The sequence below is a fragment of the Pseudomonas hydrolytica genome (assembly GCF_021495345.1).
Classification (GTDB): domain Bacteria; phylum Pseudomonadota; class Gammaproteobacteria; order Pseudomonadales; family Pseudomonadaceae; genus Aquipseudomonas; species Aquipseudomonas hydrolytica.
Genome location: NZ_CP099397.1, coordinates 3,150,474 through 3,172,107, shown reverse-complemented (window position 1 = coordinate 3,172,107; position 21,634 = coordinate 3,150,474). Strand labels below are relative to the sequence as shown.

At 63.8% G+C, this 21,634-nt stretch carries 18 protein-coding genes; 4 read left to right on the top strand and 14 right to left on the bottom strand.

Translation table 11 applies throughout. The annotated features are described in order from the left end of the window. Positions 1-93: 93 nt before the first annotated feature. From pyk to gcl, 5 genes are all read right to left on the bottom strand, one after another. A complete protein-coding gene (gene pyk, locus L1F06_RS14730; RefSeq protein WP_129482213.1) occupies positions 94-1,509 on the bottom strand; it encodes a pyruvate kinase in 1,416 nt (471 codons plus the stop codon). Next, positions 1,506-2,780, bottom strand: a complete 1,275-nt coding sequence (locus L1F06_RS14725) for a glycerate kinase type-2 family protein (RefSeq protein WP_012018985.1) — start codon at positions 2,778-2,780, stop codon at positions 1,506-1,508. Before L1F06_RS14725 ends, pyk begins: the two co-directional genes overlap by 4 nt. Before the next feature lie 298 nt (positions 2,781-3,078). Beyond that, positions 3,079-3,969: a 2-hydroxy-3-oxopropionate reductase gene (locus L1F06_RS14720; RefSeq protein WP_012018984.1), complete on the bottom strand. Its 891-nt coding sequence runs from the start codon at positions 3,967-3,969 to the stop codon at positions 3,079-3,081. A gap of 13 nt (positions 3,970-3,982) precedes the next feature. Then, positions 3,983-4,780, bottom strand: a complete 798-nt coding sequence (gene hyi, locus L1F06_RS14715; protein WP_012018983.1) for a hydroxypyruvate isomerase — start codon at positions 4,778-4,780, stop codon at positions 3,983-3,985. A 102-nt stretch (positions 4,781-4,882) separates the two neighbouring features. Next, complete coding sequence (gene gcl, locus L1F06_RS14710; RefSeq protein WP_012018982.1) at positions 4,883-6,658, bottom strand: glyoxylate carboligase; 1,776 nt, start codon at positions 6,656-6,658, stop codon at positions 4,883-4,885. A 331-nt stretch (positions 6,659-6,989) separates the two neighbouring features. Here gcl and L1F06_RS14705 point away from each other — a divergent pair, with 331 nt between their 5' ends. Beyond that, entirely contained in the window at positions 6,990-7,424 is a 435-nt protein-coding gene (locus tag L1F06_RS14705; protein WP_012018981.1) for a GlcG/HbpS family heme-binding protein, read from the top strand. Between the two features lie 550 nt (positions 7,425-7,974). On the opposite strand, the gene L1F06_RS14700 is transcribed toward L1F06_RS14705, so the two are convergent. Then, the gene (locus tag L1F06_RS14700) at positions 7,975-8,619 is read right to left on the bottom strand and encodes a TetR/AcrR family transcriptional regulator (protein WP_003243302.1); all 645 of its coding nucleotides are present in this window, start codon (positions 8,617-8,619) and stop codon (positions 7,975-7,977) included. A gap of 212 nt (positions 8,620-8,831) precedes the next feature. On the opposite strand from L1F06_RS14700, the gene moaA reads away from it, so the two are divergent. Together moaA and L1F06_RS14690 are read left to right on the top strand one after the other, a co-directional pair. Then, the gene (gene moaA, locus L1F06_RS14695; RefSeq protein WP_012018980.1) at positions 8,832-9,827 is read left to right on the top strand and encodes a GTP 3',8-cyclase MoaA; all 996 of its coding nucleotides are present in this window, start codon (positions 8,832-8,834) and stop codon (positions 9,825-9,827) included. 44 nt (positions 9,828-9,871) lie between these two features. Further along, positions 9,872-10,711, top strand: a complete 840-nt coding sequence (locus tag L1F06_RS14690; RefSeq protein ID WP_012018979.1) for a substrate-binding periplasmic protein — start codon at positions 9,872-9,874, stop codon at positions 10,709-10,711. A 177-nt stretch (positions 10,712-10,888) separates the two neighbouring features. Here L1F06_RS14690 and L1F06_RS14685 read toward each other — a convergent pair whose 3' ends face one another. The 7 genes from L1F06_RS14685 to puuE form a co-directional block, all read right to left on the bottom strand. Further along, positions 10,889-12,355, bottom strand: a complete 1,467-nt coding sequence (locus L1F06_RS14685; RefSeq protein ID WP_003243307.1) for an NCS1 family nucleobase:cation symporter-1 — start codon at positions 12,353-12,355, stop codon at positions 10,889-10,891. 517 nt (positions 12,356-12,872) lie between these two features. Beyond that, on the bottom strand, positions 12,873-13,733 hold the full coding sequence (locus L1F06_RS14680) for an outer membrane protein OmpK (RefSeq protein ID WP_012018977.1): 861 nt from the start codon (positions 13,731-13,733) through the stop codon (positions 12,873-12,875). 77 nt (positions 13,734-13,810) lie between these two features. Further along, complete coding sequence (locus tag L1F06_RS14675; protein WP_012018976.1) at positions 13,811-15,313, bottom strand: nucleobase:cation symporter-2 family protein; 1,503 nt, start codon at positions 15,311-15,313, stop codon at positions 13,811-13,813. A 300-nt stretch (positions 15,314-15,613) separates the two neighbouring features. Then, on the bottom strand, positions 15,614-16,906 hold the full coding sequence (locus L1F06_RS14670; protein ID WP_129482214.1) for a urate hydroxylase PuuD: 1,293 nt from the start codon (positions 16,904-16,906) through the stop codon (positions 15,614-15,616). A gap of 47 nt (positions 16,907-16,953) precedes the next feature. Then, positions 16,954-17,457 (bottom strand): ureidoglycolate lyase, encoded by a 504-nt coding sequence (locus L1F06_RS14665; RefSeq protein WP_024307764.1) that lies wholly within the window; start codon positions 17,455-17,457, stop codon positions 16,954-16,956. Positions 17,458-17,502: 45 nt separating this feature from the next. Beyond that, entirely contained in the window at positions 17,503-18,018 is a 516-nt protein-coding gene (gene uraD / locus L1F06_RS14660) for a 2-oxo-4-hydroxy-4-carboxy-5-ureidoimidazoline decarboxylase (protein ID WP_129482215.1), read from the bottom strand. Positions 18,019-18,029: 11 nt separating this feature from the next. After that, positions 18,030-18,956, bottom strand: coding sequence for an allantoinase PuuE (gene puuE / locus L1F06_RS14655; RefSeq protein WP_129482216.1), 927 nt, complete (start codon positions 18,954-18,956; stop codon positions 18,030-18,032). A 402-nt stretch (positions 18,957-19,358) separates the two neighbouring features. Here puuE and uraH point away from each other — a divergent pair, with 402 nt between their 5' ends. Further along, the gene (gene uraH, locus L1F06_RS14650) at positions 19,359-19,712 is read left to right on the top strand and encodes a hydroxyisourate hydrolase (protein ID WP_003243320.1); all 354 of its coding nucleotides are present in this window, start codon (positions 19,359-19,361) and stop codon (positions 19,710-19,712) included. A 304-nt stretch (positions 19,713-20,016) separates the two neighbouring features. On the opposite strand, the gene L1F06_RS14645 is transcribed toward uraH, so the two are convergent. Continuing rightward, positions 20,017-21,357 carry an NCS2 family permease gene (locus tag L1F06_RS14645; RefSeq protein WP_003243322.1) on the bottom strand — a complete coding sequence of 447 codons (1,341 nt, stop codon included), beginning with the start codon at positions 21,355-21,357 and terminating at the stop codon, positions 20,017-20,019. Positions 21,358-21,634 lie beyond the last annotated feature (277 nt).

Genomic DNA, 21,634 nt, shown 5'->3' with positions numbered 1-21,634 from the left:
CGACATCCTGCGTTGGCTTTATGCGTAGCCCAGATGAAAGCCGGGAAGCAGCAGTCGAGCATTCCCCGGATTTCATCCGGGCTACGGGGCGAGTCACTGCAGCGTTTCGATCCTCAGGCTGTTGGTACTGCCGGGCTGGCCGAAGGGTTCGCCGGCGGTGATCACCACGGTTTCGCCGCGCTTGGCCATGCCCTGGGCCTGGGCGATCTCCAGCGCGGTGCTGGTGACTTCCTCGACCCGGCGCAGGCGCTCGTTGACCACCGAGTAGATGCCCCAGGCCACGGTCAGGCGGCGGGCCGTGGTCAGGCTCGGCGTCAGGCTCAAGATCGGCGCCTTCGGTCGTTCACGCGAGGCACGCAGGCTGGAGCTGCCGGATTCCGTGTAGTTGACCAATGCCGCCACCGGCAGGATCGAGCTGATACGGCGGATGGCGCAGCTGATGGCGTCGCTGGCGGTGGCCTCGGCCTGCGGGCGACCGACGTCGAGCTGGCTCTGGTAGTCCGGGCCGTTCTCCACCTGGCGGATGATCTTGCTCATCATCTGCACGGTTTCCAGCGGGTAGTCGCCGGAGGCGGTCTCGGCCGACAGCATCACCGCATCGGCGCCTTCGGCCACTGCGTTGGCCACGTCGGTGACTTCGGCGCGGGTCGGCGCCGGAGAGAAGCGCATGGATTCGAGCATCTGCGTGGCGACCACCACCGGGCGGCCCAGTTGGCGGCAGGTGCGCACGATGTCCTTCTGAATGCGCGGCACGTTCTCGGCCGGCACTTCCACGCCCAGATCGCCGCGCGCCACCATGATGGCGTCGCACAGCTTGGCGATTTCTTCCAGGTGAATCACCGCCGAGGGCTTCTCGATCTTGGCCATCAGGAAGGCCTTGCCGCCAATCAGCTCGCGGGCTTCGACGATGTCCTCGGGGCGTTGCACGAAGGACAGCGCCACCCAGTCCACGCCCAGCTCCAGGCCGAAGGCCAGGTCGCGACGATCCTTCTCGGTCAGTGGCGACAGCTGCAGCACGGCCTCGGGCACATTGACGCCCTTGCGGTCGGACAGCTCGCCACCGGCGATCACCTCGGTTATCACGGCGTCATTCTGCTTGGCGGTCACTTTCAGGCGCAGGCGGCCGTCGTCCAGCAGCAGGCTCATGCCCGGCTGCAGGGCTTCGATGATTTCCGGGTGGGGCAGGTTGACCCGGCTGGCGTCGCCGGGCGTGGCGTCCAGATCCAGGCGCAGGCTCTGTCCGTTGACCAGATCCACCTTGCCTTCGGCGAAACGGCCGACGCGCAGCTTGGGCCCCTGCAGGTCCATGAGAATGCCGATGGGCTGATTCAGCTCGCGCTCCACCTCGCGCACCCACTGGTAGCGCTGGGCGTGATCGGCGTGCTCGCCGTGGCTGAAGTTGAGGCGGAACAGGTTGACCCCGGCCTCCACCAGCTGGCGGATATGCGCGGCGTCGCGGATGGCCGGGCCGAGGGTGGCGAGGATCTTTACTTTCTTGTCGGCGTTCATTGAGCAGGGCTCTCGAGAATGAGGATGGCGCGGAAATCGTTGACGTTGGTACGGGTCGGGCCGGTGACGATCAGCTCGTCGAGGGCAGCGAAGTAGCCGTAGCCGTTGTTGTTGTCCAGCTCGTCGCGGGCGGACAGGCCCTTGATGCCGGCACGGGCATGGCTGTAGGGCGTCATGATGGCGCCGGCGTTGTCTTCGGAGCCGTCGATACCGTCGGTGTCACCGGCCAGCGCGTAGACGCCGGGCAGGCCCTTTAGGCTCTCGGTGAGGCTCAGGAGAAATTCGGCGTTGCGTCCGCCACGGCCGTTGCCGCGCACGGTTACGGTGGTTTCGCCGCCGGAGAGAATCACGCACGGCGGCTTGATCGGCTGGCCGTGCAGCTGCACCTGGCGGGCGATGCCGGCATGCACCTTGGCCACGTCGCGCGACTCGCCTTCCAGGTCGCCGAGAATCAGCACCGGCAGGCCGGCCGCTTCGGCCTTGGCTGCGGCGGCGTCGAGCGACTGCTGCGGGGTGGCGATCAGCTGGAAGTGGCTACGGGCGAGTACCGGGTCGCCCGGCTTGACCGTTTCCGAGCGCGGGTCCTGCAGCCAGGCGCGCACGTTGGCCGGGATGTCGATGCCATAGCGAGCGAGAATCGCCAGGGCTTCTGCCGAGGTGGTCGGGTCGCCCACGGTGGGGCCTGAGGCGATCACCGTGGCCTCGTCGCCTGGCACGTCGGAGATGGCGTAGGTGTAGACCGTGGCCGGCCAGCAGGCCTTGGCCAGGCGGCCGCCCTTGATCGCCGAGAGGTGCTTGCGCACGCAGTTCATCTCGCCAATGGTGGCGCCGGATTTGAGCAGCGCCTTGTTGATCGCCTGCTTGTCCTTAAGGCTGATGCCCTCTGCCGGCAGCGCCAGCAGCGAGGAGCCGCCGCCGGAAAGCAGGAAAATCACCCGGTCGTCTTCGGACAGGCTCGACACCAGCTCCAGCACGCGGCGGGCGACGCGCTCGCCGGCATCGTCCGGCACCGGGTGCGCGGCTTCCACCACCTCGATCTTCCTGCAATCGGCGCCGTGCTCGTAGCGGGTCACCACCAGGCCGCTGACCTCGCCCTGCCACTCCTGCTCGATCACCTCGGCCATGGCCGCGGCGGCCTTGCCGGCGCCGATGACGATGACGCGACCACTGCGGTCGGCGGGTAGATGGTCGGCCAGCACCTGGCGCGGATGGGCGGCGGCAATGGCGGTAGCGAACAGGTCGCGCAGCAGGCGTTGCGGGTCGAAGTTCATGGCGGTGTTCTCTTGTTCTTGGCTTGAGAGTCGCGTAGCGAGGCGGGCAGGCCGCGTAGGAGTCGATGAGTCGGGGTGCCTGCGCGGCATGCCCGTCAGGGTGACGCAGGGTCGATTCCAGTCCGCAGGCGCCGCGTTGGCAGCGCCTGGGGAGTGGAATCGACCAACCTGGCAATCGGGCCGTGACACCTCCTGCCAGGAAGGTCGAAAGGGTGCCGGGGCGATCCGGCTGGTCGGTGCGCACGGCGCACCCTACGGCTCGCGATACCCCGTAGGGTGCGCCGCGCGCACCGCCTTGTTACTCGCCGCGGATATTGAAGTTGGCCATATGCTCCAGACCCTTGATCAGGGCAGAGTGGTCCCAACCGCTGCCACCGAGGGCCGCGCAGGTGCTGAACACCTGCTGGGCGTTGGCGGTGTTGGGCAGGTTCAGGCCCAGCTCGCGGGCGCCGGACAGCGCCAGGTTCAGGTCCTTCTGGTGCAGGCTGATGCGGAAGCCCGGATCGAAGGTGCCCTTGATCATGCGCTCGCCGTGCACTTCGAGGATCTTCGAGCCGGCGAAGCCGCCCATCAGCGCTTCACGCACCTTGGCCGGGTCGGCGCCGTTCTTGGCGGCGAACAGCAGGGCTTCGGCCACCGCCTGGATGTTCAGCGCGACGATGATCTGGTTGGCCACCTTGGCGGTCTGGCCGTCGCCATTGCCGCCGACGCGGGTGATGTTCTTGCCCATGGCCTGGAACAGCGGCAGGGCGCGTTCGAAAGCGTTCGGGCAGCCGCCGACCATGATCGACAGGGTGGCGGCCTTGGCACCGACTTCGCCGCCGGATACCGGGGCGTCCAGGTAGGCGGCGCCGGTGGCCTTGATCTTCTCGGCGAAGGCCTTGGTGGCGGTGGGGGAGATCGAGCTCATGTCGATCACCACCTTGCCGGCACCGACGCCCGCAGCAACGCCGTCGGTGCGGAACAGTACGTCTTCGACCTGCGGAGTGTCCGGGACCATGACGATGATGAATTCGGCTTCCTGGGCCACTTCCTTCGGGTTGGCCAGGGCGATGCCGTTGTCGCCGACCAGGTCGGCCGGGGCCTTGTCGAAGTGCTCGGAGAAGAACAGGGTGTGGCCGGCCTTCTGCAGGTTCTGCGCCATGGGCTTGCCCATGATGCCGGTGCCGATAAATCCGATTTTTGCCATGAGATGAGTCTCCTCAGATTGCGTTGTGCATGCTGTTCTGGTGGGAAGCCATCCAGCCGAGGCCGGCAGCGGTGGTGGTTGCCGGCTTGTATTCACAGCCGATCCAGCCCTGGTAGCCGATGCGATCCAGGTGCTCGAAGAGGAAGCGGTAGTTGATCTCGCCGGTGCCCGGCTCGTTGCGGCCCGGGTTGTCGGCCAGCTGCACGTGGTTGATGGCGGCCAGGTTGCTTTCCACGGTACGGGCCAGGTCACCTTCCATGATCTGCATGTGGTAGATGTCGTACTGCAGGTACAGGTTGGTGCTGCCGACCTTGTTGCGGATGTCCAGGGCCTGTTGGGTGGTGCTGAGGTAGAAGCCGGGGATGTCGCGGGTGTTGATGGCTTCCATTACCAGGCGGATACCGGCGCCGGCCAGCTTGTCGGCGGCATAGCGCAGGTTGTCGACGAAGGTCTTCTCGACGGTCGCGCAATCCACGCCCTGCGGACGGATGCCGGCCAGGCAGTTGATCTGTGTGTTGCCCAGCACCTTGGCGTAGGCGATGGCCTTGTCGACGCCGGCGCGGAATTCCTCGACGCGATCCGGATGGCAGGCGATGCCGCGCTCGCCCTTGCCCCAGTCGCCGGCCGGCAGGTTGAACAGCACCTGCTCGAGCTTGTTGGCGTCCAGACGGGCCTTGATCTCTTCCACCGCGAAGTCATAGGGGAAGAGGTATTCCACGCCGCTGAAACCGGCTTCGGCGGCGGCGGCGAAACGGTCCAGGAAGTCCACTTCGGTGAACAGCATGGACAGGTTGGCAGCAAAACGGGGCATAAGAAATTCCTCGGTTGCGTAGGGTGTGGTGGCCCGTAGGGTGCGCCGTGCGCACCAGGTGGTACGCATCGGGTATGCGGTGCGCGCGGCGCACCCTACGGATCAGTCGAGCAGCGAGATGGCGGTCGGGGCGTCGACGCCGCGCTCGGCCAGCTCCTCGAACTCGTTGATGGCGTTGATCTCGGTGCCCATGGAGATGTTGGTGACACGCTCCAGGATCACCTCCACCACCACCGGCACGCGGTGCTCGGCCATCAGGCGCTTGGCTTCGGCGAAGGCGTTCTGCAGCTCGTTCGGATCGAACACGCGGATCGCCTTGCAGCCCAGGCCCTCGACCACGGCGATGTGGTCGACGCCATACCCGTTGAGCTCCGGTGCGTTGATGTTCTCGAACGCCAGCTGCACGCAGTAATCGATGTCGAAGCCGCGCTGTGCCTGACGGATCAGGCCCAGGTAGGAGTTGTTCACCAGCACGTGGATATACGGCAGGTTGAACTGCGCGCCGACGGCCAGCTCCTCGATCATGAACTGGAAGTCGTAGTCGCCAGACAGCGCGACCACGTTGCGGGTCGGGTCGGCCTTGACCACGCCGAGAGCCGCCGGAATGGTCCAGCCCAGCGGGCCGGCCTGACCGCAGTTGATCCAGTGGCGCGGCTTGTACACGTGCAGGAACTGCGCGCCGGCGATCTGCGACAGACCGATGGTGCTGACGTAGCAGGTGTCCTTGCCGAAGGCTTCGTTCATCTCTTCGTAGACGCGCTGCGGCTTGGCCGGCACGTTGTCGAAGTGGGTCTTGCGCTGCAGGGTGCGCTTGCGCTCGCGGCAGGCTTCGACCCAGGCGCTGCGGTCCTTCAGCTTGCCGGCGGCTTTCCACTCGCGGGCAACCTCGAGGAAGGCGTCCAGCGCGTTGCCGGCGTCGGAGGCGATACCCAGGTCTGGGTTGAACACGCGGCCAATCTGGGTCGGTTCGATGTCGACGTGGATGAACTTGCGGCCCTCGGTGTAGACGTCCACCGAGCCGGTGTGGCGGTTGGCCCAGCGGTTGCCGATGCCGAACACCAGGTCGGAAGCGAGCAGGGTGGCGTTGCCGTAGCGGTGCGAGGTCTGCAGGCCGACCATGCCGACCATCAGCTTGTGATCGTCGGGGATCGCGCCCCAGCCCATCAGGGTCGGCACCACCGGCACGCCGGTCAGCTCGGCGAACTCCACCAGCTTGTCCGCCGCATCGGCGTTGAAGATGCCGCCACCGGCGACCAGCAGCGGGCGCTCGGCCTCGTTGAGCATGGCGATGGCCTTCTCGGCCTGGACGCGGCTGGTGCTCGGTTTGGCTACCGGCAGCGGCTCGTAGGCGTCGATATCGAACTCGATCTCGGCCATCTGCACGTCGAACGGCAGGTCGATCAGCACCGGGCCGGGGCGGCCGCTGCGCATTTCATGGAAGGCACGCTGGAAGGCGCGCGGCACCTGGCCGGGCTCCATCACGGTGGTGGCCCACTTGGTCACCGGGCCGACGATGCTGGTGATGTCGACCGCCTGGAAATCTTCCTTGTGCATGCGCGCACGCGGCGCCTGGCCGGTGATGCACAGGATCGGGATGGAGTCGGCGGAGGCCGAGTACAGGCCGGTGACCATGTCGGTGCCGGCGGGGCCCGAGGTACCGATGCACACGCCGATATTGCCGGCATTGGTGCGGGTGTAACCCTCGGCCATGTGCGAAGCGCCTTCGACGTGACGGGCCAGGACGTGATCGATGCCACCGAGTTTCTTCAGGGCGGCATACAGGGGGTTGATGGCAGCGCCGGGGACGCCGAACGCGGTATCGACGCCTTCGCGGCGCATCACCAGTACGGCTGCCTCGATTGCTCTCATTCTGGCCATATCTTGTGCCTCTTTTGTTATCAGATTGTATACAAAACGCTTGGCTCGGATTCTATGCAGGCCATGACTTCGCGGTCAACATTTTTTCCGAGGCAGTCTGTCGCCGCGGCGGATTTCTTTTAAAACGCCTGTTTGAGCGGGTTTGGCCGGGTGGTCGACCGCAATGCTCGAATAAATGTATACAATGAAAAATAATATTGTATGTAGGTATTGATGTTTTTGTTTCTGGTGGGATAGTGAGGGCGAGCTTTGGATTGCTCGGGGCATGCCGCCTTACGCCAAGTGCTGGTGCCTCGAGTGTTCGTTCCCTTTGTCACTTAGGAGCATCACCATGAGCCACTTGAACCTGCAAACCGCCAACGCCATCGGCAACCGCGCCCTGGCCGTGGGCCGCGAGATAAAGGCGGCACCGCTGACCGTCGCCGTACTGGATGCCGGCGGGCATCTGATCAGCCTGCAGCGCGAGGACGGCGCCAGCCTGCTGCGCCCGCAGATCGCCATCGGCAAGGCCTGGGGCGCGCTGGCCCTGGGCAAGGGCTCGCGCCTGATCGCCGCCGACGCGCAGCAGCGTCCGGCCTTTATCGGTGCGGTGAACAACCTGGCCCAGGGCAGCCTGGTACCCGCGCCGGGCGGGGTATTGATCCGCGACGACCGCGGCGAAGTGATCGGCGCCGTCGGCATCACCGGCGACACCTCGGATATCGACGAGCAGTGTGCAGTCAGCGCGCTGGAGTCGCTGGGCCTGAAGGCGGATGCCGGGGCGTAGGGTGTGCCGTGCGCACCGGCTTTACCGCCGGTGCGCCCTATGCCCCGGATTGCATCCGGGCTGCGGCCCGTAGGGTGCGCCGCGCGCACCGATTTATGACGCGGACGTTCGGGAAGCCTTTGGTGCGCACGGCGCACCCTACGGACTGGCGTATGTCGCTGGCTCGACGTAGTGCGTAGGGTGGATGTCGCTTTTTAGATCCACCAGGGCGGTGGATCGATAAGGCGCGATCCATCCTGCGGACTTTCGGAGATGCCCCTGACTCTTCGTAGGGTGCGCCGCGCGCACCGAATTCGGTACGTCGAGTTCGGGAAGTCTTGGTGCGCATGGCGCACCCTACGGGCTGGCGTATGCCGCTGGCTCGACGTAGTGCGTAGGGTGGATGTCGCTTTTTAGATCCACCAGGGCGGTGGATCGATAAGGCGCGATCCATCCTGCGGACTTTCGGAGATGCCCCTGACTCTTCGTAGGGTGCGCCGCGCGCACCGAATTCAGTACGTCGAGTTCGGGAAGTCTTGGTGCGCATGGCGCACCCTACGGTGGTCAGCCGCTAGACGCTGCTGACCAATTCGGACGCCGTCGACGGCGCCGGGGCGACTTCGCAGCCCTTGAGCACCAGGCGGATGATGGTCTGCGCCGCGGCTTCGTAATCGGCGTCGTCCAGGCTGGCCTTGCCGGTGACGGTGGAAATCTGCCAGTCGAAGTCGGCGTAGGTCTGGGTCGCGGCCCAGATGCTGAACAGCAGGTGGTGTGGGTCGACTTTGGCCATCAGGCCCTGGTCGATCCAGCGCTGGATGCAGGCGATGTTGTGTTTGGCCTGGTCGTTGAGCTGTTCGGTCTGCTCCGGCGACAGGTGCGGGGCACCGTGCATGATCTCGCTGGCGAATACCTTGGAGGCATGTGGCAGCTCGCGGGAAATACGAATCTTCGAGCGGATGTAGGCGGTCAGTACCTCGCTCGGGTGGCCCGGCTGGTTGAAGGGCGCAGAGGCGGCCAGCAGCGGCTCGATGATGCTTTCCAGGACCTCGCGGTAGAGGTTTTCCTTGGACTTGAAGTAGTAGTAGACATTGGGCTTGGGCAGGCCGGCCTTGGCCGCGATGTCGCTGGTCTTGGTGGCGGCGAAGCCCTTGTCGGCGAACTCTTCGCTGGCCGCGCGCAGGATGAGCTCTTTGTTACGCTCGCGAATGCTGGTCATAAGGCCCTGTGTTTTCCTCTGCCGCCGGACGGCGGTCGGGCATGGTAGCACCGGCTTTGCGCGAGGCTCAAGGCAGCGGCCACGGGCTGCGCAGCTGCTATCTGACTCTTGAGTCAAATTTCTGTATACAAGAAATGGCTTTTCTGTTTTTATCCTTCGCAGCGACATCCATGACAAAAAGTCTCGGCGCGTGACGCTGCAGGAGACCCGCTGTGCACACGAACCAACTCGTCGATCCCTTCGGGCGGCGTATCACCTACCTGCGTTTGTCGGTGACGGACCGCTGCGACTTTCGCTGCACCTACTGCATGAGCGAAGACATGCAGTTCGCCCCGCGCCAGCAGATCCTCAGCCTGGAAGAACTCTATGCCGTGGCCGACGCCTTTATCGGCCTTGGCGTGCGGCGTATTCGTATCACCGGTGGCGAACCGCTGGTACGCAAGAATCTGCTGAGCCTGCTGCAGCGCCTGGGCGAGCGTGACGAGCTGGATGACCTGGCGATTACCACCAATGGCTCGCAGCTGGCCGAGATGGCGGCGCCCTTGCGCGCAGCCGGTGTGCGCCGGCTGAACATCAGCCTGGATTCCCTGCAGCGCGAGCGCTTCGCCGCCTTCACCCGGCGTGACAAGCTCGACCAGGTGTTGGCCGGCATCGACGCCGCGCGTGCCGCCGGCTTCGACAGGATCAAGCTCAACAGCGTGGTGCAGAGCGGGCGCAACGACGACGAGGTGCTCGATCTGGTCGAGTTTGCCGTCGAGCGCGGCCTGGACATCAGCTTTATCGAGGAAATGCCGCTGGGCAGCGTGGTCAGCCACAGCCGCGAGCAGACCTTCTGCTCCAGCGACGAGGTGCGCCAACGTATCGAACAGCGCCATGCGCTGGTGCGCAGCAGCAAGGTGACTGGTGGCCCCTCGCGCTACTGGCAGGTGGTCGGCACGCAGACCCAGGTCGGGTTCATCTCCCCGCATAGCCACAACTTCTGCGGCGACTGCAACCGCGTGCGGGTCACCGCCGAAGGCAAGCTGGTGCTCTGCCTCGGCCACGACAACGCGCTGGACCTCAAGCGCCTGTTGCGCGCCCATCCGGGGGACAGCGAGCGCCTGCGTCAGGCGCTGACCGAGGCGTTGCGCCTGAAGCCCGAGCGGCACCACTTCGCCACCGACGAGCAGGTCCAGGTGGTGCGCTTCATGAGCATGACCGGTGGCTGAGCCCGTCTGATCGGATTCCCATAACAACAATAAGGAGGCTTTCAATGAAGCCCGTTCGTCTGTGCCTGTTTTCCACCCTTTTGCTGACGCCTGCTGCCCTGGCGCAGACCTACGTGGTCGGCGTCGAGGAGTTGCCGTTCGCGCCGCACTACAGCCTCGATGGCGAGGGCCAGTACCGTGGTTTTGCCCGAGAAGTGCTGGATGCCTTCGCCGCCGACAGCGGTGTCGGCCTGAGCTACAAGGCGCTACCCGTGGATCAGTTGCTGCCGGCCCTGCAGCGTGGCGAGATCGATCTCAAGTACCCCGACAGCCCGCATTGGGCCGGCGCGCAGAAGGCCGGCATGACGCTGCACTACAGTCAGGCCGTGGTCGATTACGTCGACGGCGTGCTGGTGGCACCGCAGCGAAAGGGGCAGGCAGTGGAGAGGCTCGGTCGTCTGGCCATGGTCCAGGGCTGGACGCCGCGCGGTTACGAGCAAGCCATCGACAGCGGGCAGATCCAGCTGAGCTACAGCGACGATCTGCGCCAGATGATCCGTCAGGCGTTGAAGCAGGACACCGATGGCGCCTACTTCAACGTGGTGGTGGCCACGCATTATCTGGACAACATCCGCGCACGGCCCGGTGCGCTGGTGTTCGACCCCAAGCTGCCGCACACCCGCGGCAGCTTCCACCTGTCGAGCCTGCGTCATCCGCAGCTGATCGCCCGTTTCGATCGCTTTCTCGTCGAGCGCTCGGCACAGGTGGCGGCGCTCAAGGCGAGTCATCGCGTAGAGGCCAATCTCGATAGCGACTACCTCGGCCTGGAGCAATGGAAAGTGGACTATTTCGAGCGCCAAAAAGCCAAAGCCGGCGCGCAGGCGCCGGCTTCGTCCACTCGATAAGGGCTTAGCAGGCCGTTGAAAAACGTAGGCGAGATAGCCAGTGCAATACCGATGGCGGCCCCGCAAAAACAGGCGAAAAACGGTCGGAGTCGCGCTCGACTTTACGAGCTGTAAATGAGCATTTTGAGCCTGTTTTTAACGCAGCAATGGCAACGCAGGTAGTTTTTCAACAGCCTGTTAGACGGTGGCGTCGGCGCGCTTTAGCGCCTGCGCCTGGCCGCGCATCAGGCCATAGTGCAGTAGCGCGCCGAGCAGGGCGCCAAGCAGCCAGGAATAGCCCGACAGCTGGGTCAGAACGGGCGCCCAGACCGAGGCGACGGAGAACACCGAGGCGATGGCAAAGGCGATCAGCGCCTTGCGGTTCCAGCCGCCGTCGAAGTAGTAGGCCGAGCCGACTTCAGCGCTGAACAGCTGCTGCAGGTCGAGCTTGCGCCGGCGCACCAGGTAATAGTCGACGACGATGATGCCGTACAGCGGCGCCAGCACGGCGCCGAGGGTATCGACGAAGGCGGCGATGCCGACGTTGCTGATGAAGGCGACCCACAGCGCGCCGATGAAGAAGGCGATGCCGGCGGTGATGAAGCCGCCAGTGCGCGCGCTGATATGTGCCGGGGCTAGGTTGGCCAGGTCGTAGGCCGGCGGGATGAAGTTGGCCACCAGGTTGATGCCCACGGTCGCGGCGAAGAAGGTCAGCGCGGCGATGATGGTCAGGGTCAGGTTATCGACGCGCGCGACGATGTCGGTGGGGTTGGTCAGCGTCTCGCCGAACACCACCACGGTACCCGCGGTGATCACCAGGGCGATCAGCGAGAAGAACGCCAGGCTCACCGGCAGGCCGAGGAAGTTGCCGATGGTCATCTGCTTCTCGCTTTTGACGAAGCGTGCGAAGTCGCCGTAGTTGATCACCACCGCGGCGAAGTAGGCGACCATGGTGCCGACCACCGCGAAGAAGGCAGCCACCGGGCCGGCCTTGTATTCACCGGTGCCACTGAAGATGTTGCCCAGCTCGCTGAGCAGGCTGGGGCCGGCCTTGTACCAGATCAGGCCCATCAGCGCGATCATCACCACATAGACCAGCGGCCCGGCCCAGTTGAGGAAGCGGGTGATCCAGCTCATGCCGCAGACGAACAACGCCACCTGGAACAGGCAGACGATCACGTAGGACAGCCAGCCGATGGCGGTCAGGCCCATGTATACGGCCGGGTCCTGCGGTTGCAGCAGCGAGTTGAGCAGCAGCGCCACCGCGGTGGAGGCGAAGTAGGTCTGCACGCCGTACCAGAAGATGGCGACGATACCGCGTACCAGGGCGGGGAAGTTGGCGCCGCGCACACCCATGCTGGCGCGGGCGAACACCGGGAAGGGAATGCCGTACTTGACGCTGGGTTTGCCGGTCAGCTGTACCAGGCCCATGACGATGAAGCCGGCGAGGACGATGCCGGCCAGCACCGCCCAGCCATTGAGCCCGTAGGAGATGAACAGCGTCGCCGCCAGGGTATAGCCGAACAGACTCTGAATGTCGTTCGACCAGACGTTGAAGATCTCGAACCAGCCCCAGGTACGTTTCTCGGGAGCCAGGGGGGCGAGATCCTCGTTGTGCAGCGAGGTATCGATGTGCTTGATGCGGAAATCTTCGGCGTTGGACATGGACAGCTCCCAGTTTTGTTCTTGCGCCGCGACGGCGTATGAGGAGGTTTGTCTGCAGGTTTCGTTCCGATTTTGTATTCGTGTCATGACTGAATCTGTGTATACAGCCATTTCAACAGTGTTTCGGTAGGAACCTGTTTGTCTTGTACACAGAAAATTCGTTGATGAATATGGCTTTCGGATAAATTGCACACAAAAAATAGAAATATTGTGATCAAAAACTTGACCTTGCGGTCAGTTGCGTGCTTGCAAGTCGTTGATGAAAAAGCCGGATAGGTGGCCTGATTCTGCACCGATGCGGTGCCTGCCTGATTGCGAAGCGCCGGGTTGGTGCGGCGATTCAAGCCGGTTTGATAAAGGCGGTGCGCACGGCGCACCCTGCGGCCCGAGGTAGATGGCCGTGTGCACCGCCCATCTTTCGGTGCAAAGAAAAAGGGGGAAGGGCGCGAACGCCCATCCCCCTTTTTACCCGGCCGCCGTCCCTACCCGACGTCGGCCAAGTACGTTGCGGCAGTGGTCAGAAGTGGTACTTGACCAGTGCCTGCACAGCTGTCTGGTCGAAGCGATCGCCCGAACCATCCACCGGTTTCACGCCGTACTTGGCGCGCCACATGTTGATCTCGGTGCCGACGTAGAGCTGGCGCTCTTTGCCGAACAGGGCCTTGCCGGCGTCCCACTTGACCTGGATCGAGGAGCCCACCGAGGTCTGGGTGCCGGCATCGCGCGACGGCGAGCGCCAGTCGACGAAGCCGTCGACGACGAAATCCTGATCGCCCAGGCTGAAGGGGTACGCGGCGCTGACGGTCAGCTGGGTGGCGTAGCCGTTGCTGTCGGCATCGTTGAAGAAGGTGTGGTTGTTGATCTTGACCCGGTAAAGATTGGTCTTGAAGTAGTTGAAGCCGGGGATCTCCCAGTCCAGGCCGACGCCGTACAGGTAGTTCTCCGGGCCGGGACCACCTTCGCCTTTCTCGTAGGTGAAGGCGGCGTAGATGTCCTTGATCGGACCGGCAGCCAGCTTCTGCCCGGTCAGCCAGCTCAGGCTGATGCGCGGGGAGAATTCCATGTAGTAGAAGGAGTTCTTTTCATGCTGGCGGAAGGTGCCGTTGTCGAAGCTGCCGCGCGACTGCACGTTGTCGGCGCGGATGTAGTCGAGGAAATAGAAGACGTCGCCCCAGACCCAGCCGCTGGCGTGTTCGAAGGTGAAGGTGGTCTGAGTGCGCTGCTCCTCGCCATTGAAGTTCATGCGCTGGAAGTTCTCGCCATACAGGTAGGACAGGCTGTTGTCCTGCCAGTACAGCAGGTCGCCGGCGAGGGCCTGCTGGCCGGCGAGCAGGCCGGCAGAGAGCGCGAAGCAGTGAGGCAGATGCTTGAGTTTCATGGGTTTTCCTTATTGTTGGCGTGCAAGCGGACAACTCCCGGCGGCGCAGCACCGGGAGGGGTAAGGGTAAAAGGGGATCAGCCGGAGCGCGTGGTGGTGGCCAGGTCGCGGCTCAGGGTCTTCAGGCTGCTGTCGTCGATGTGATCGTCGTCCTCGCGGTTCTGCAGCACGGTGTGCAGGTGCGCTTCGGGATCGTAGTCGTCTTCCTCCACTTCGTGAGCTTCATCGGGCAGGAAGATGTTCAGCAGAATGGCACTGAAGGCGCCGATGGTGATGGGCGAGCCGAAGATGTTCTTCAGCACGTCGGGCATGTGCGACAGCACGTCCGGCACGCCGGCCACGCCCAGGCCCATGCCCAGCGAGATGGCCACGATCAGCACGTTGCGGCGGTGCAGGCCGGCTTCGCTGAGGATCTTGATACCGGCCACCGCAACGGTGCCGAACATGATCAGGGTGGCGCCGCCCAGTACCGGCTTGGGCATCAGTTGCAGCACCGCGCCGACTGCCGGGAACAGGCCGAGCAGCACCAGGATGCCGGCGATGTAGAAGGCCACGTGACGGCTGGCCACGCCGGTGAGCTGGATAACCCCGTTGTTCTGGCTGAAGGTGGTCATCGGCAGGCTGTTGAACATGGCGGCGACCGCCGAGTTGCAGCCGTCGGCCAGCACCCCGGACTTGATCCGGCGCATGTACAGCGGCCCCTTGACCGGCTGTTTGGAGATGATCGAGTTGGCGGTCAGGTCGCCGGCGGTTTCCAGCGGGGTGATCAGGAAGATCACGGCGATCGGCACGAAGGCGATCCAGTCGAAGCCGAAGCCGTACTTGAAAGGCTGCGGCACGCTGATCAGCGGCACCTCGGCCATGTTGGCGAAGTCCACCCGGCCGGTGAACCAAGCCACCGCGAAGCCCAGGGCCAGCCCGATGATCACCGCCGACAGGCGCAACACCTGCGAGGAGGCGCGGTTGAGCAGGACGATGGTGCCCAGTACCAGGCCGCCGAGGGCCAGGTGGTGCAGGGCGCCGAGATCCGCTGCGCCGTAGCCGCCGGCCAGATCGGTCATGCCCACCTTGATCAGCGACAGGCCCATCAGGCAGATGATGGTGCCGGTGACCACCGGGGTGATCACCTTGCGCAGCTTGTTGATGAACTGGCTGAAGACGATCTCGACGAAGGCGGCGCAGAAGCAGATGCCGAACAGCGTGGCGAGTATCTCCTCCTCGCTGGCACCGCGCCCCTTGACGATGAAACCGGCGCTTAGGATCACGCTGAGAAAGCCGAAGCTGGTGCCCTGCAGGCACAGCAGGCCGGAGCCGATCGGGCCGATGCGCTTGGCCTGAACGAAGGTGCCGAGGCCGGAGACGAACAGCGCCATGCTCACCAGATACGGCACGTGGGCGCCGAGGCCCAGCGCGCTGCCGACGATCAGGGTGGGGGTGATGATGCCGACGAAGCTGGCCAGCACATGCTGCAGCGCCGCGAAGATGGCTGGGGCGAACGCTGGCGTGTCGTCCAGCTGGTAGATCAGGTCGCTATTGCCGGAGGGCGCAGCGGGGGCTTGGGTGTTGCTGTCTGTGGTCATGTCATAGCCTGCCAGTTGTTTTTATACGGTCATGGGCTTGCACGAGGCTTCACGGCACCTCTGAACTGATCGACCTGCAAAGCTGTCTGGTCGGTCAGAATATTTCGACTATAACAATTTGTGGACAGGGTTAAAAACAATTTATTTTTGGATTGTGCACAAAAAATGAACCGCCGGTCAGCTTTCGCTGCCGGCGGTTCATGGGGGGAGGTGTTGCAGGCGGCGCCTCGGTAGGAGGAGGCCGGGAGGGCGGGGATAAAAAGATGCCGCGCCCATTCGCGGGCGCGGCATGTGTGGCAATCAGTTGATCTGGGCGCCCTTGGCGATCCAGCTGCCGATCAGGTCGCGTTCGTCCTGGGTCATCTGGGTGATGTTGCCCAGCGGCATGATCTGCGTGGCCACGGTCTGCGCATGGATCTTCGCCGCCTGCGCCTTCATCTGCTCAGGGGTGTCGAGCATGAAACCGGCCGGTGCGGTGCTGAACATCGGGCTGGTGGGGCTGGCCGAGTGGCAAACGGTGCAGCGCTCGTGGATCACGCTCTCGACCTTGGCGAAGTCGACGCCCGAGCCGGCTGCCGGTGCTTCGCTCGGCGCTGCCTGCTCGGCGGTCGCCGGAGCCTCACCGACTTCCTCGACCTTGGCCAGGGTAGCGCTGGCCGGCTGTTCAACGGCGGCCACCGGCGCGGCGGTCGGCGAGCGGTGGATCGGCGCGGTGACGTAGGCCAGGCAGATCATGCCCAGTGCTGCGGCCGGCAGGGTCCAGACGTACTTGCTGCTGTCGTGGCGGGTGTTGAAGTAGTGGCGCACCAGCACGGCCAGGATCGCGATACCGGCCAGGATCAGCCAGTTGTACTGGCTGCCGTAGGTGCTCGGGAAGTGGTTGCTGATCATGATGAACAGCACCGGCAGGGTGAAGTAGTTGTTGTGGCGCGAGCGCAGCAGGCCCTTGGCCGGCAGTACCGGGTCGGGTTCGCGGTTCTCTTCGATGGCCTTAACCAGCGCACGCTGGGCCGGCATGATAGTGAAGAACACGTTGCCGACCATGATGGTGCCGATGATCGCGCCGACATGGATGTACGCCGCGCGGCCGCTGAAGATCTGGCTGAAGCCATAGGCGGCGGCGATGATCAGCACGAACAGCACGGCGCCGAGCAGGGCGGGGCGCTTGCCCAGGGGCGAGTCGCAGAGGAAGTGGTAGATCACATAGCTGATCGCCATGGAGCCGAGGCCGATGGCGATGCCCATCGCCGGGGACAGCTCGATGCCCGGCTTGACCAGGTACAGGCTGGGGTTGAGGTAGTACACCACCAGCAGCAGGGCGACGCCCGACAGCCAGGTAGCATAGGCCTCCCATTTGAACCAGTGCAGGTTCTCCGGCATTTTCGGCGGAGCCAGCTTGTACTTTTCCAGGTGGTAGATACCGCCGCCGTGAATCGCCCAGAGGTCGCCCGACAGGCCCTCGCGTGGGTTGCTCCGGTTGAGGTTGTTCTCCAGCCAGACGAAATAGAAGGATGCGCCGATCCAGGCGATACCGGTGATCATATGGATCCAGCGGATGCCCAGGTTTAGCCATTCGGTGAAATGTGCTTCCACGATCTGTACCTCTTTCCCGGGGGAGGCACGCCAGCCCCGGGCTTCTCTTATTGGTGGGGGTTGAGGAGAAGGAGTTCGTCCTCATTGAAGAAATGCTCATCGCAGTTGTTGCCGGAACCACTGCGATCAACCACCAGGAAGTCATCCCGCTTTTCGATCGTCAGCACCGGGTGGTGCCAGACGCCGCGATGGTAATTGACGCCCTGCCTGCCATTGCTGAGGAAGGCACGGACGGACCCTGATACAGGTACATCGCCAAGTGGCGCGACCACGATCAGAAAGGGGTTGCCGAGCAGCGGGATAAAGGCCTGGCTGCCCAGCGGATGGCGTTCCAGCATGCGGATGGTCAGCGGCATCTCCAGGGCTTCGGCGCTGAAGATGCTGATGATGGCCTTGTCCTCCGGCTGCGCGGTCTCCACGGTGGCCAGCTTGTGATAGCGGCGGGTGGAGCCGTTGTTGATCATGAAGAAGTCGCTGCCGTCGGTTTCGATCACGTCACCGAAGGGGGCGAAGGCTTCTTTGCTCAGGGGCTCGATGGTCAGGCTACGCATGGCTGTTCTACTTGTTCGATTCGGTTTGTTGGGCTGCGCCAGCCGTTACAGCTGCTGCAGACGGAAGAGGGCGATCTTGTTGATCTCGGCCAGGGCGGTGGCGAACTCCTGCTCCGGCGTGTTGTGAATGCGCTCCTCGAAGGCGGCCAGAATCTGGTGGCGGTTGCTGCCCTTGACGGCCTTGATGAAGGGGAAGCCGAACTTGGTCTTATAGGCGTCGTTGAGTTCGGTGAAACGGGCGAACTCCTCGGCGGTGCATTCGTGGATGCCGGCGCCGGACTGTTCGGCGGTGCTCGAAGCGGTCAGCTCGCCACGCACTGCAGCCTTACCGGCCAGGTCCGGGTGCGCGTTGATCAGCGCCAGCTGCGCCTCATGACTGGCGGACAGGAGGATGTCGGCCATGCGCTGCTGCAGGCCGTCGATCTCGTCTACCGACGCGTCCATGCCGAGGTCGTAAGCCTTCTCGGCCACCCAGGGCGAGTGCTCGTAGATGTCGGCGAAGGCTGCGACGAACTCCTCGCGGCTCAGCTTGGAAGGGGTCAGGGTCTGGAAACGGCTCATGGACGGCTCTCTCATTCGGTCGCGCGGAAGGGGTGGGTGGCGTGCCAGTGCCTGGCGATGTCGACGCGGCGGGCGCACCAGACCTTGTCATGGCTTTTCACGTAGTCGATGAAGCGCGCCAGCGAGGCCAGACGCGCCGGGCGGCCGAGCAGGCGGCAGTGCATGCCGATCGACAGCATCTTCGGCGCGCCGGCCTGGCCTTCGGCGTAGAGCACGTCGAAGGCATCCTTGAGGTACTCGAAGAAATCGTCGCCCTTGTTGAAGCCCTGCACCTGGGTGAAGCGCATGTCGTTGGTGTCCAGGGTGTAGGGGATTACCAGGTGCGGCTTCTCCGCGGTGCTGGCCGGGTCCCAGTAGGGCAGGTCGTCGTCGTAGGTGTCGGAGTCGTAGAGGAAGCCGCCTTCCTCGCGCACGATGCGCCGGGTGTTCGGCCCCAGGCGGCCGGTATACCAGCCCACTGGGCGCTCGCCGGTCAGCTCGGTGAGGATGCGGATGGCCTCGAGCATGTGCTCGCGCTCGGTGGTTTCGTCGACATTCTGATAGTCGATCCAGCGGTAACCGTGGCTGCAGATCTCGTGGCCGGCGGCGACCATCTGGCGAATCACCTCGGGGTGACGCTGGGCGGCCATGGCCACGGCGAAGATGGTCAGGGGAATGTCGTGCTTCTTGAACAGCTCGAGCAGGCGCCAGACACCGGCGCGGCTGCCGTATTCGTACAGCGACTCCATGCACAGGTTGCGCTGGCCCTGTAGCGGCTGGGCGGCGACCATCTCGGAGAGGAAGGCCTCGGACTCCTTGTCGCCGTGGAGGATGTTGCGCTCGCCGCCTTCCTCGTAGTTGAGCACGAAGGACAGGGCGATGCGGGCATCGCCCGGCCAGTGCGGATGGGGCGGGTTGGCGCCGTAGCCGATCAAATCGCGTGGGTAATCAGCATTCACTGCAGTCTTCCTATCTGGATCGTGGCGGTCACTGCGCGCCTGGCAATGGATGGCTGCGCGACCGGGATGGCTAATTGTATACAAAGTTAGTTGCAGTTTGTAAATCGACTTTTCATCATTTTCTTCGTTGCACGGCGTGCAGGGAAAATTGCCTGAGTGGTCAGCAACGAGTGCTGATCGCTGCGTAGCTGCTGGCTCGCGATCGAATAAGCAGTGAACCGCTTTGGTGCGTAGACGGCATCCTGATCGAATTTATTGTGTACAATTTTAGAGCAAACTGTTTTATATTAACTCTGCGTGCTATCCTGCCATTGCGTCGGAGCATTGCGACGAGCCGATTTCAACAGAGTAGAGGAGGTGTGGTGTTCGTAGGGCGCAGGTCGCCACGAGCATCCGAGACCCATGGGACGTTTGACTACGCATGTACTGGACGCCGCACACGGCTGCCCAGGGAGTGACATCAAGGTCGAGCTGTATCGCGTCGAAGGCGCGCAGCTGGAGCTGATCAACAGCGTGACCACCAACCACGACGGCCGTTGCGATGCGCCGGTGCTGCAGGGCGATGACTACCGCACGGGCGTGTATCAGCTGCACTTCCATGCCGGCGACTACTACCGTGCCCGTGGCGTGAAACTGCCCGAGCCGGCCTTCCTCGATGTGGTGGTACTGCGCTTCGGCATCGATGCCGGCCAGGAGCACTACCACGTGCCGCTCCTGATTTCCCCTTACAGCTACTCCACCTACCGCGGTAGCTGACTGACTGGCGGGCCAACAGCCTGCCAGACGAATGCTTGTCACCCTCAGACTCGTTCGAGTCCTTACGCCCGCTCACACTGCGGGCTTTTTTTCGTCTGCGTGTAGGGTGCGCCGTGCGCACCGGAACCCGCGTGGAGCCGTGCAGCGCCTTGAATCCGGTGCGCGTGGCGCACCCTGCGCGCGCCCCGTAGCCCGGATGAAGTCCGGGGTCGGCGATATGCTTGCGACGAGCGCGCCTTTCGTTGCGACCAAACGAAAAGCCCCGGCACAAGGCCGGGGCTTCGATCAGCACGGGGTGTTGCCCTCAGAGGAAGGCGAACTTGGCGATGAAGATCACGCACAGCACATACAGGCTCAGCGATACCTTGTCGCGCTGACCGGTCAGCAGCTTCAGCGTCGCGTAGGTAAGGAAGCCCAGGGCGATGCCGTTGGCGATGGAGAAGGTCAGCGGCATCATCACCACCGTGACGATGGCCGGAATGGTGTCGGTGTGATCCTTCCAGTCGATGTGCGCCATGCCGCTCATCATCAGCATCGCCACGTAGATCAGCGCACCGGCGGTGGCATAGGCAGGGATCATGCCGGCCAGCGGGGCGAAGAACATCGCGGCGAGGAACAGAATGCCGACGGTGACGGCGGTCAACCCGGTGCGGCCACCGGCGGCCACGCCCGAAGCGCTCTCGACGTAGCTGGTCACCGGCGGACAGCCGACCATGGCGCCCACCACGCTGGAGGTGGAGTCGGCTTTCAGCGCCTTGGACAGGTTGTGGATCTTGCCGTCCTCGTCCACCAGGTTGGCGCGGTGGGCAACGCCCATCAGGGTGCCGGCGGTGTCGAACATGTTCACGAAGAGGAAGGCCAGGATCACGCTGATCATCGCCACATTGAATGCGCCGGCGATATCCATGGCCAGGAAGGTCGGCGCCAGGCTCGGTGGCATCGACACCAGGCCGCCATATTCCACCAGGCCCAGGGCCCAACCCAGGGCAGTGACGCCGAGCATGCTGAAGAGGATGGCGCCGAACACGTTGCGGTGGCTGAGCACGGCGATCAACAGGAAGCACACGGCGGCGAGCAGCGCAGAAGGATTGCCGAACGAGCCCATGGTCAGCAGGGTAGCCGGGCTGTCGACGACGATGCCGGCGGTCTTCAGGCCGATCAGACCGAGGAACAGGCCGACCCCGGCGCCCATGGCGAAGCGCAGGCTCATCGGGATGCTGTTGAGCAGCCATTCGCGAATCTTCGACAGGCTCATGATCATGAACAGCACGCCGGAGATGAACACCGCGCCCAGTGCGATCTGCCAGCTGTAACCCATTTCACCGACGACGGTGTAGGTGAAGAAGGCGTTCAGGCCCATGCCCGGCGCCAGGCCCACCGGCCAGTTGGCATACAGGCCCATCAGGAAGCAGCCCAGGGCTGCGCCGATGCAGGTGGCGACGAAGGCGGCGCCATGGTCGATACCAGCGCCGGCCATGATGTTGGGGTTGACGAAGATGATGTAGGCCATGGTGACGAAGGTCGTCAGGCCCGCCAGCAGCTCGGTCTTTATGGTGGTGCGGTGCTCGGTCAGTTTGAAGAAGCGGTCGAGCAGGCCGCCCCTTGCCAGTTGATTCGCGTGTTGTTCTTGTTTGACGCTTTCCACAGCGGGTACTCCTCATCTCTCTTGTTGTGTACCGCCCAGAGCGTTGCGCAAGAACAATGCTCTCTGAGGCAGGCGGTGTTTCGGCGGTGCTTCCTGGCTAAGTTGTTGACCGAGCGGTCAAGAAGTCACTCAGGCGCGATTATGATGTTGTATACAAAAAATGCAATTAATGTTTTTAATGTTGCATTAATCGCACCAGTTGACGGGTCGGGCATGCGTGCGACCGGATTTGGCGACAATCCACCAGGCCTTGAAATTAAAAGTCTTTAAAAACAAT

What these genes read in the sequence shown, in the direction of transcription:
- pyk (WP_129482213.1), bottom strand. Translation starts at nt 1,509, where the DNA reads ATGAACGCCGACAAGAAAGTAAAGATCCTCGCCACCCTCGGCCCGGCC.
- L1F06_RS14725 (WP_012018985.1), bottom strand. Translation starts at nt 2,780, where the DNA reads ATGAACTTCGACCCGCAACGCCTGCTGCGCGACCTGTTCGCTACCGCC.
- L1F06_RS14720 (WP_012018984.1), bottom strand. Translation starts at nt 3,969, where the DNA reads ATGGCAAAAATCGGATTTATCGGCACCGGCATCATGGGCAAGCCCATG.
- hyi (WP_012018983.1), bottom strand. Translation starts at nt 4,780, where the DNA reads ATGCCCCGTTTTGCTGCCAACCTGTCCATGCTGTTCACCGAAGTGGAC.
- gcl (WP_012018982.1), bottom strand. Translation starts at nt 6,658, where the DNA reads ATGGCCAGAATGAGAGCAATCGAGGCAGCCGTACTGGTGATGCGCCGC.
- L1F06_RS14705 (WP_012018981.1), top strand. Translation starts at nt 6,990, where the DNA reads ATGAGCCACTTGAACCTGCAAACCGCCAACGCCATCGGCAACCGCGCC.
- L1F06_RS14700 (WP_003243302.1), bottom strand. Translation starts at nt 8,619, where the DNA reads ATGACCAGCATTCGCGAGCGTAACAAAGAGCTCATCCTGCGCGCGGCC.
- L1F06_RS14690 (WP_012018979.1), top strand. Translation starts at nt 9,872, where the DNA reads ATGAAGCCCGTTCGTCTGTGCCTGTTTTCCACCCTTTTGCTGACGCCT.
- L1F06_RS14685 (WP_003243307.1), bottom strand. Translation starts at nt 12,355, where the DNA reads ATGTCCAACGCCGAAGATTTCCGCATCAAGCACATCGATACCTCGCTG.
- L1F06_RS14680 (WP_012018977.1), bottom strand. Translation starts at nt 13,733, where the DNA reads ATGAAACTCAAGCATCTGCCTCACTGCTTCGCGCTCTCTGCCGGCCTG.
- L1F06_RS14675 (WP_012018976.1), bottom strand. Translation starts at nt 15,313, where the DNA reads ATGACCACAGACAGCAACACCCAAGCCCCCGCTGCGCCCTCCGGCAAT.
- L1F06_RS14665 (WP_024307764.1), bottom strand. Translation starts at nt 17,457, where the DNA reads ATGCGTAGCCTGACCATCGAGCCCCTGAGCAAAGAAGCCTTCGCCCCC.
- uraD (WP_129482215.1), bottom strand. Translation starts at nt 18,018, where the DNA reads ATGAGCCGTTTCCAGACCCTGACCCCTTCCAAGCTGAGCCGCGAGGAG.
- uraH (WP_003243320.1), top strand. Translation starts at nt 19,359, where the DNA reads ATGGGACGTTTGACTACGCATGTACTGGACGCCGCACACGGCTGCCCA.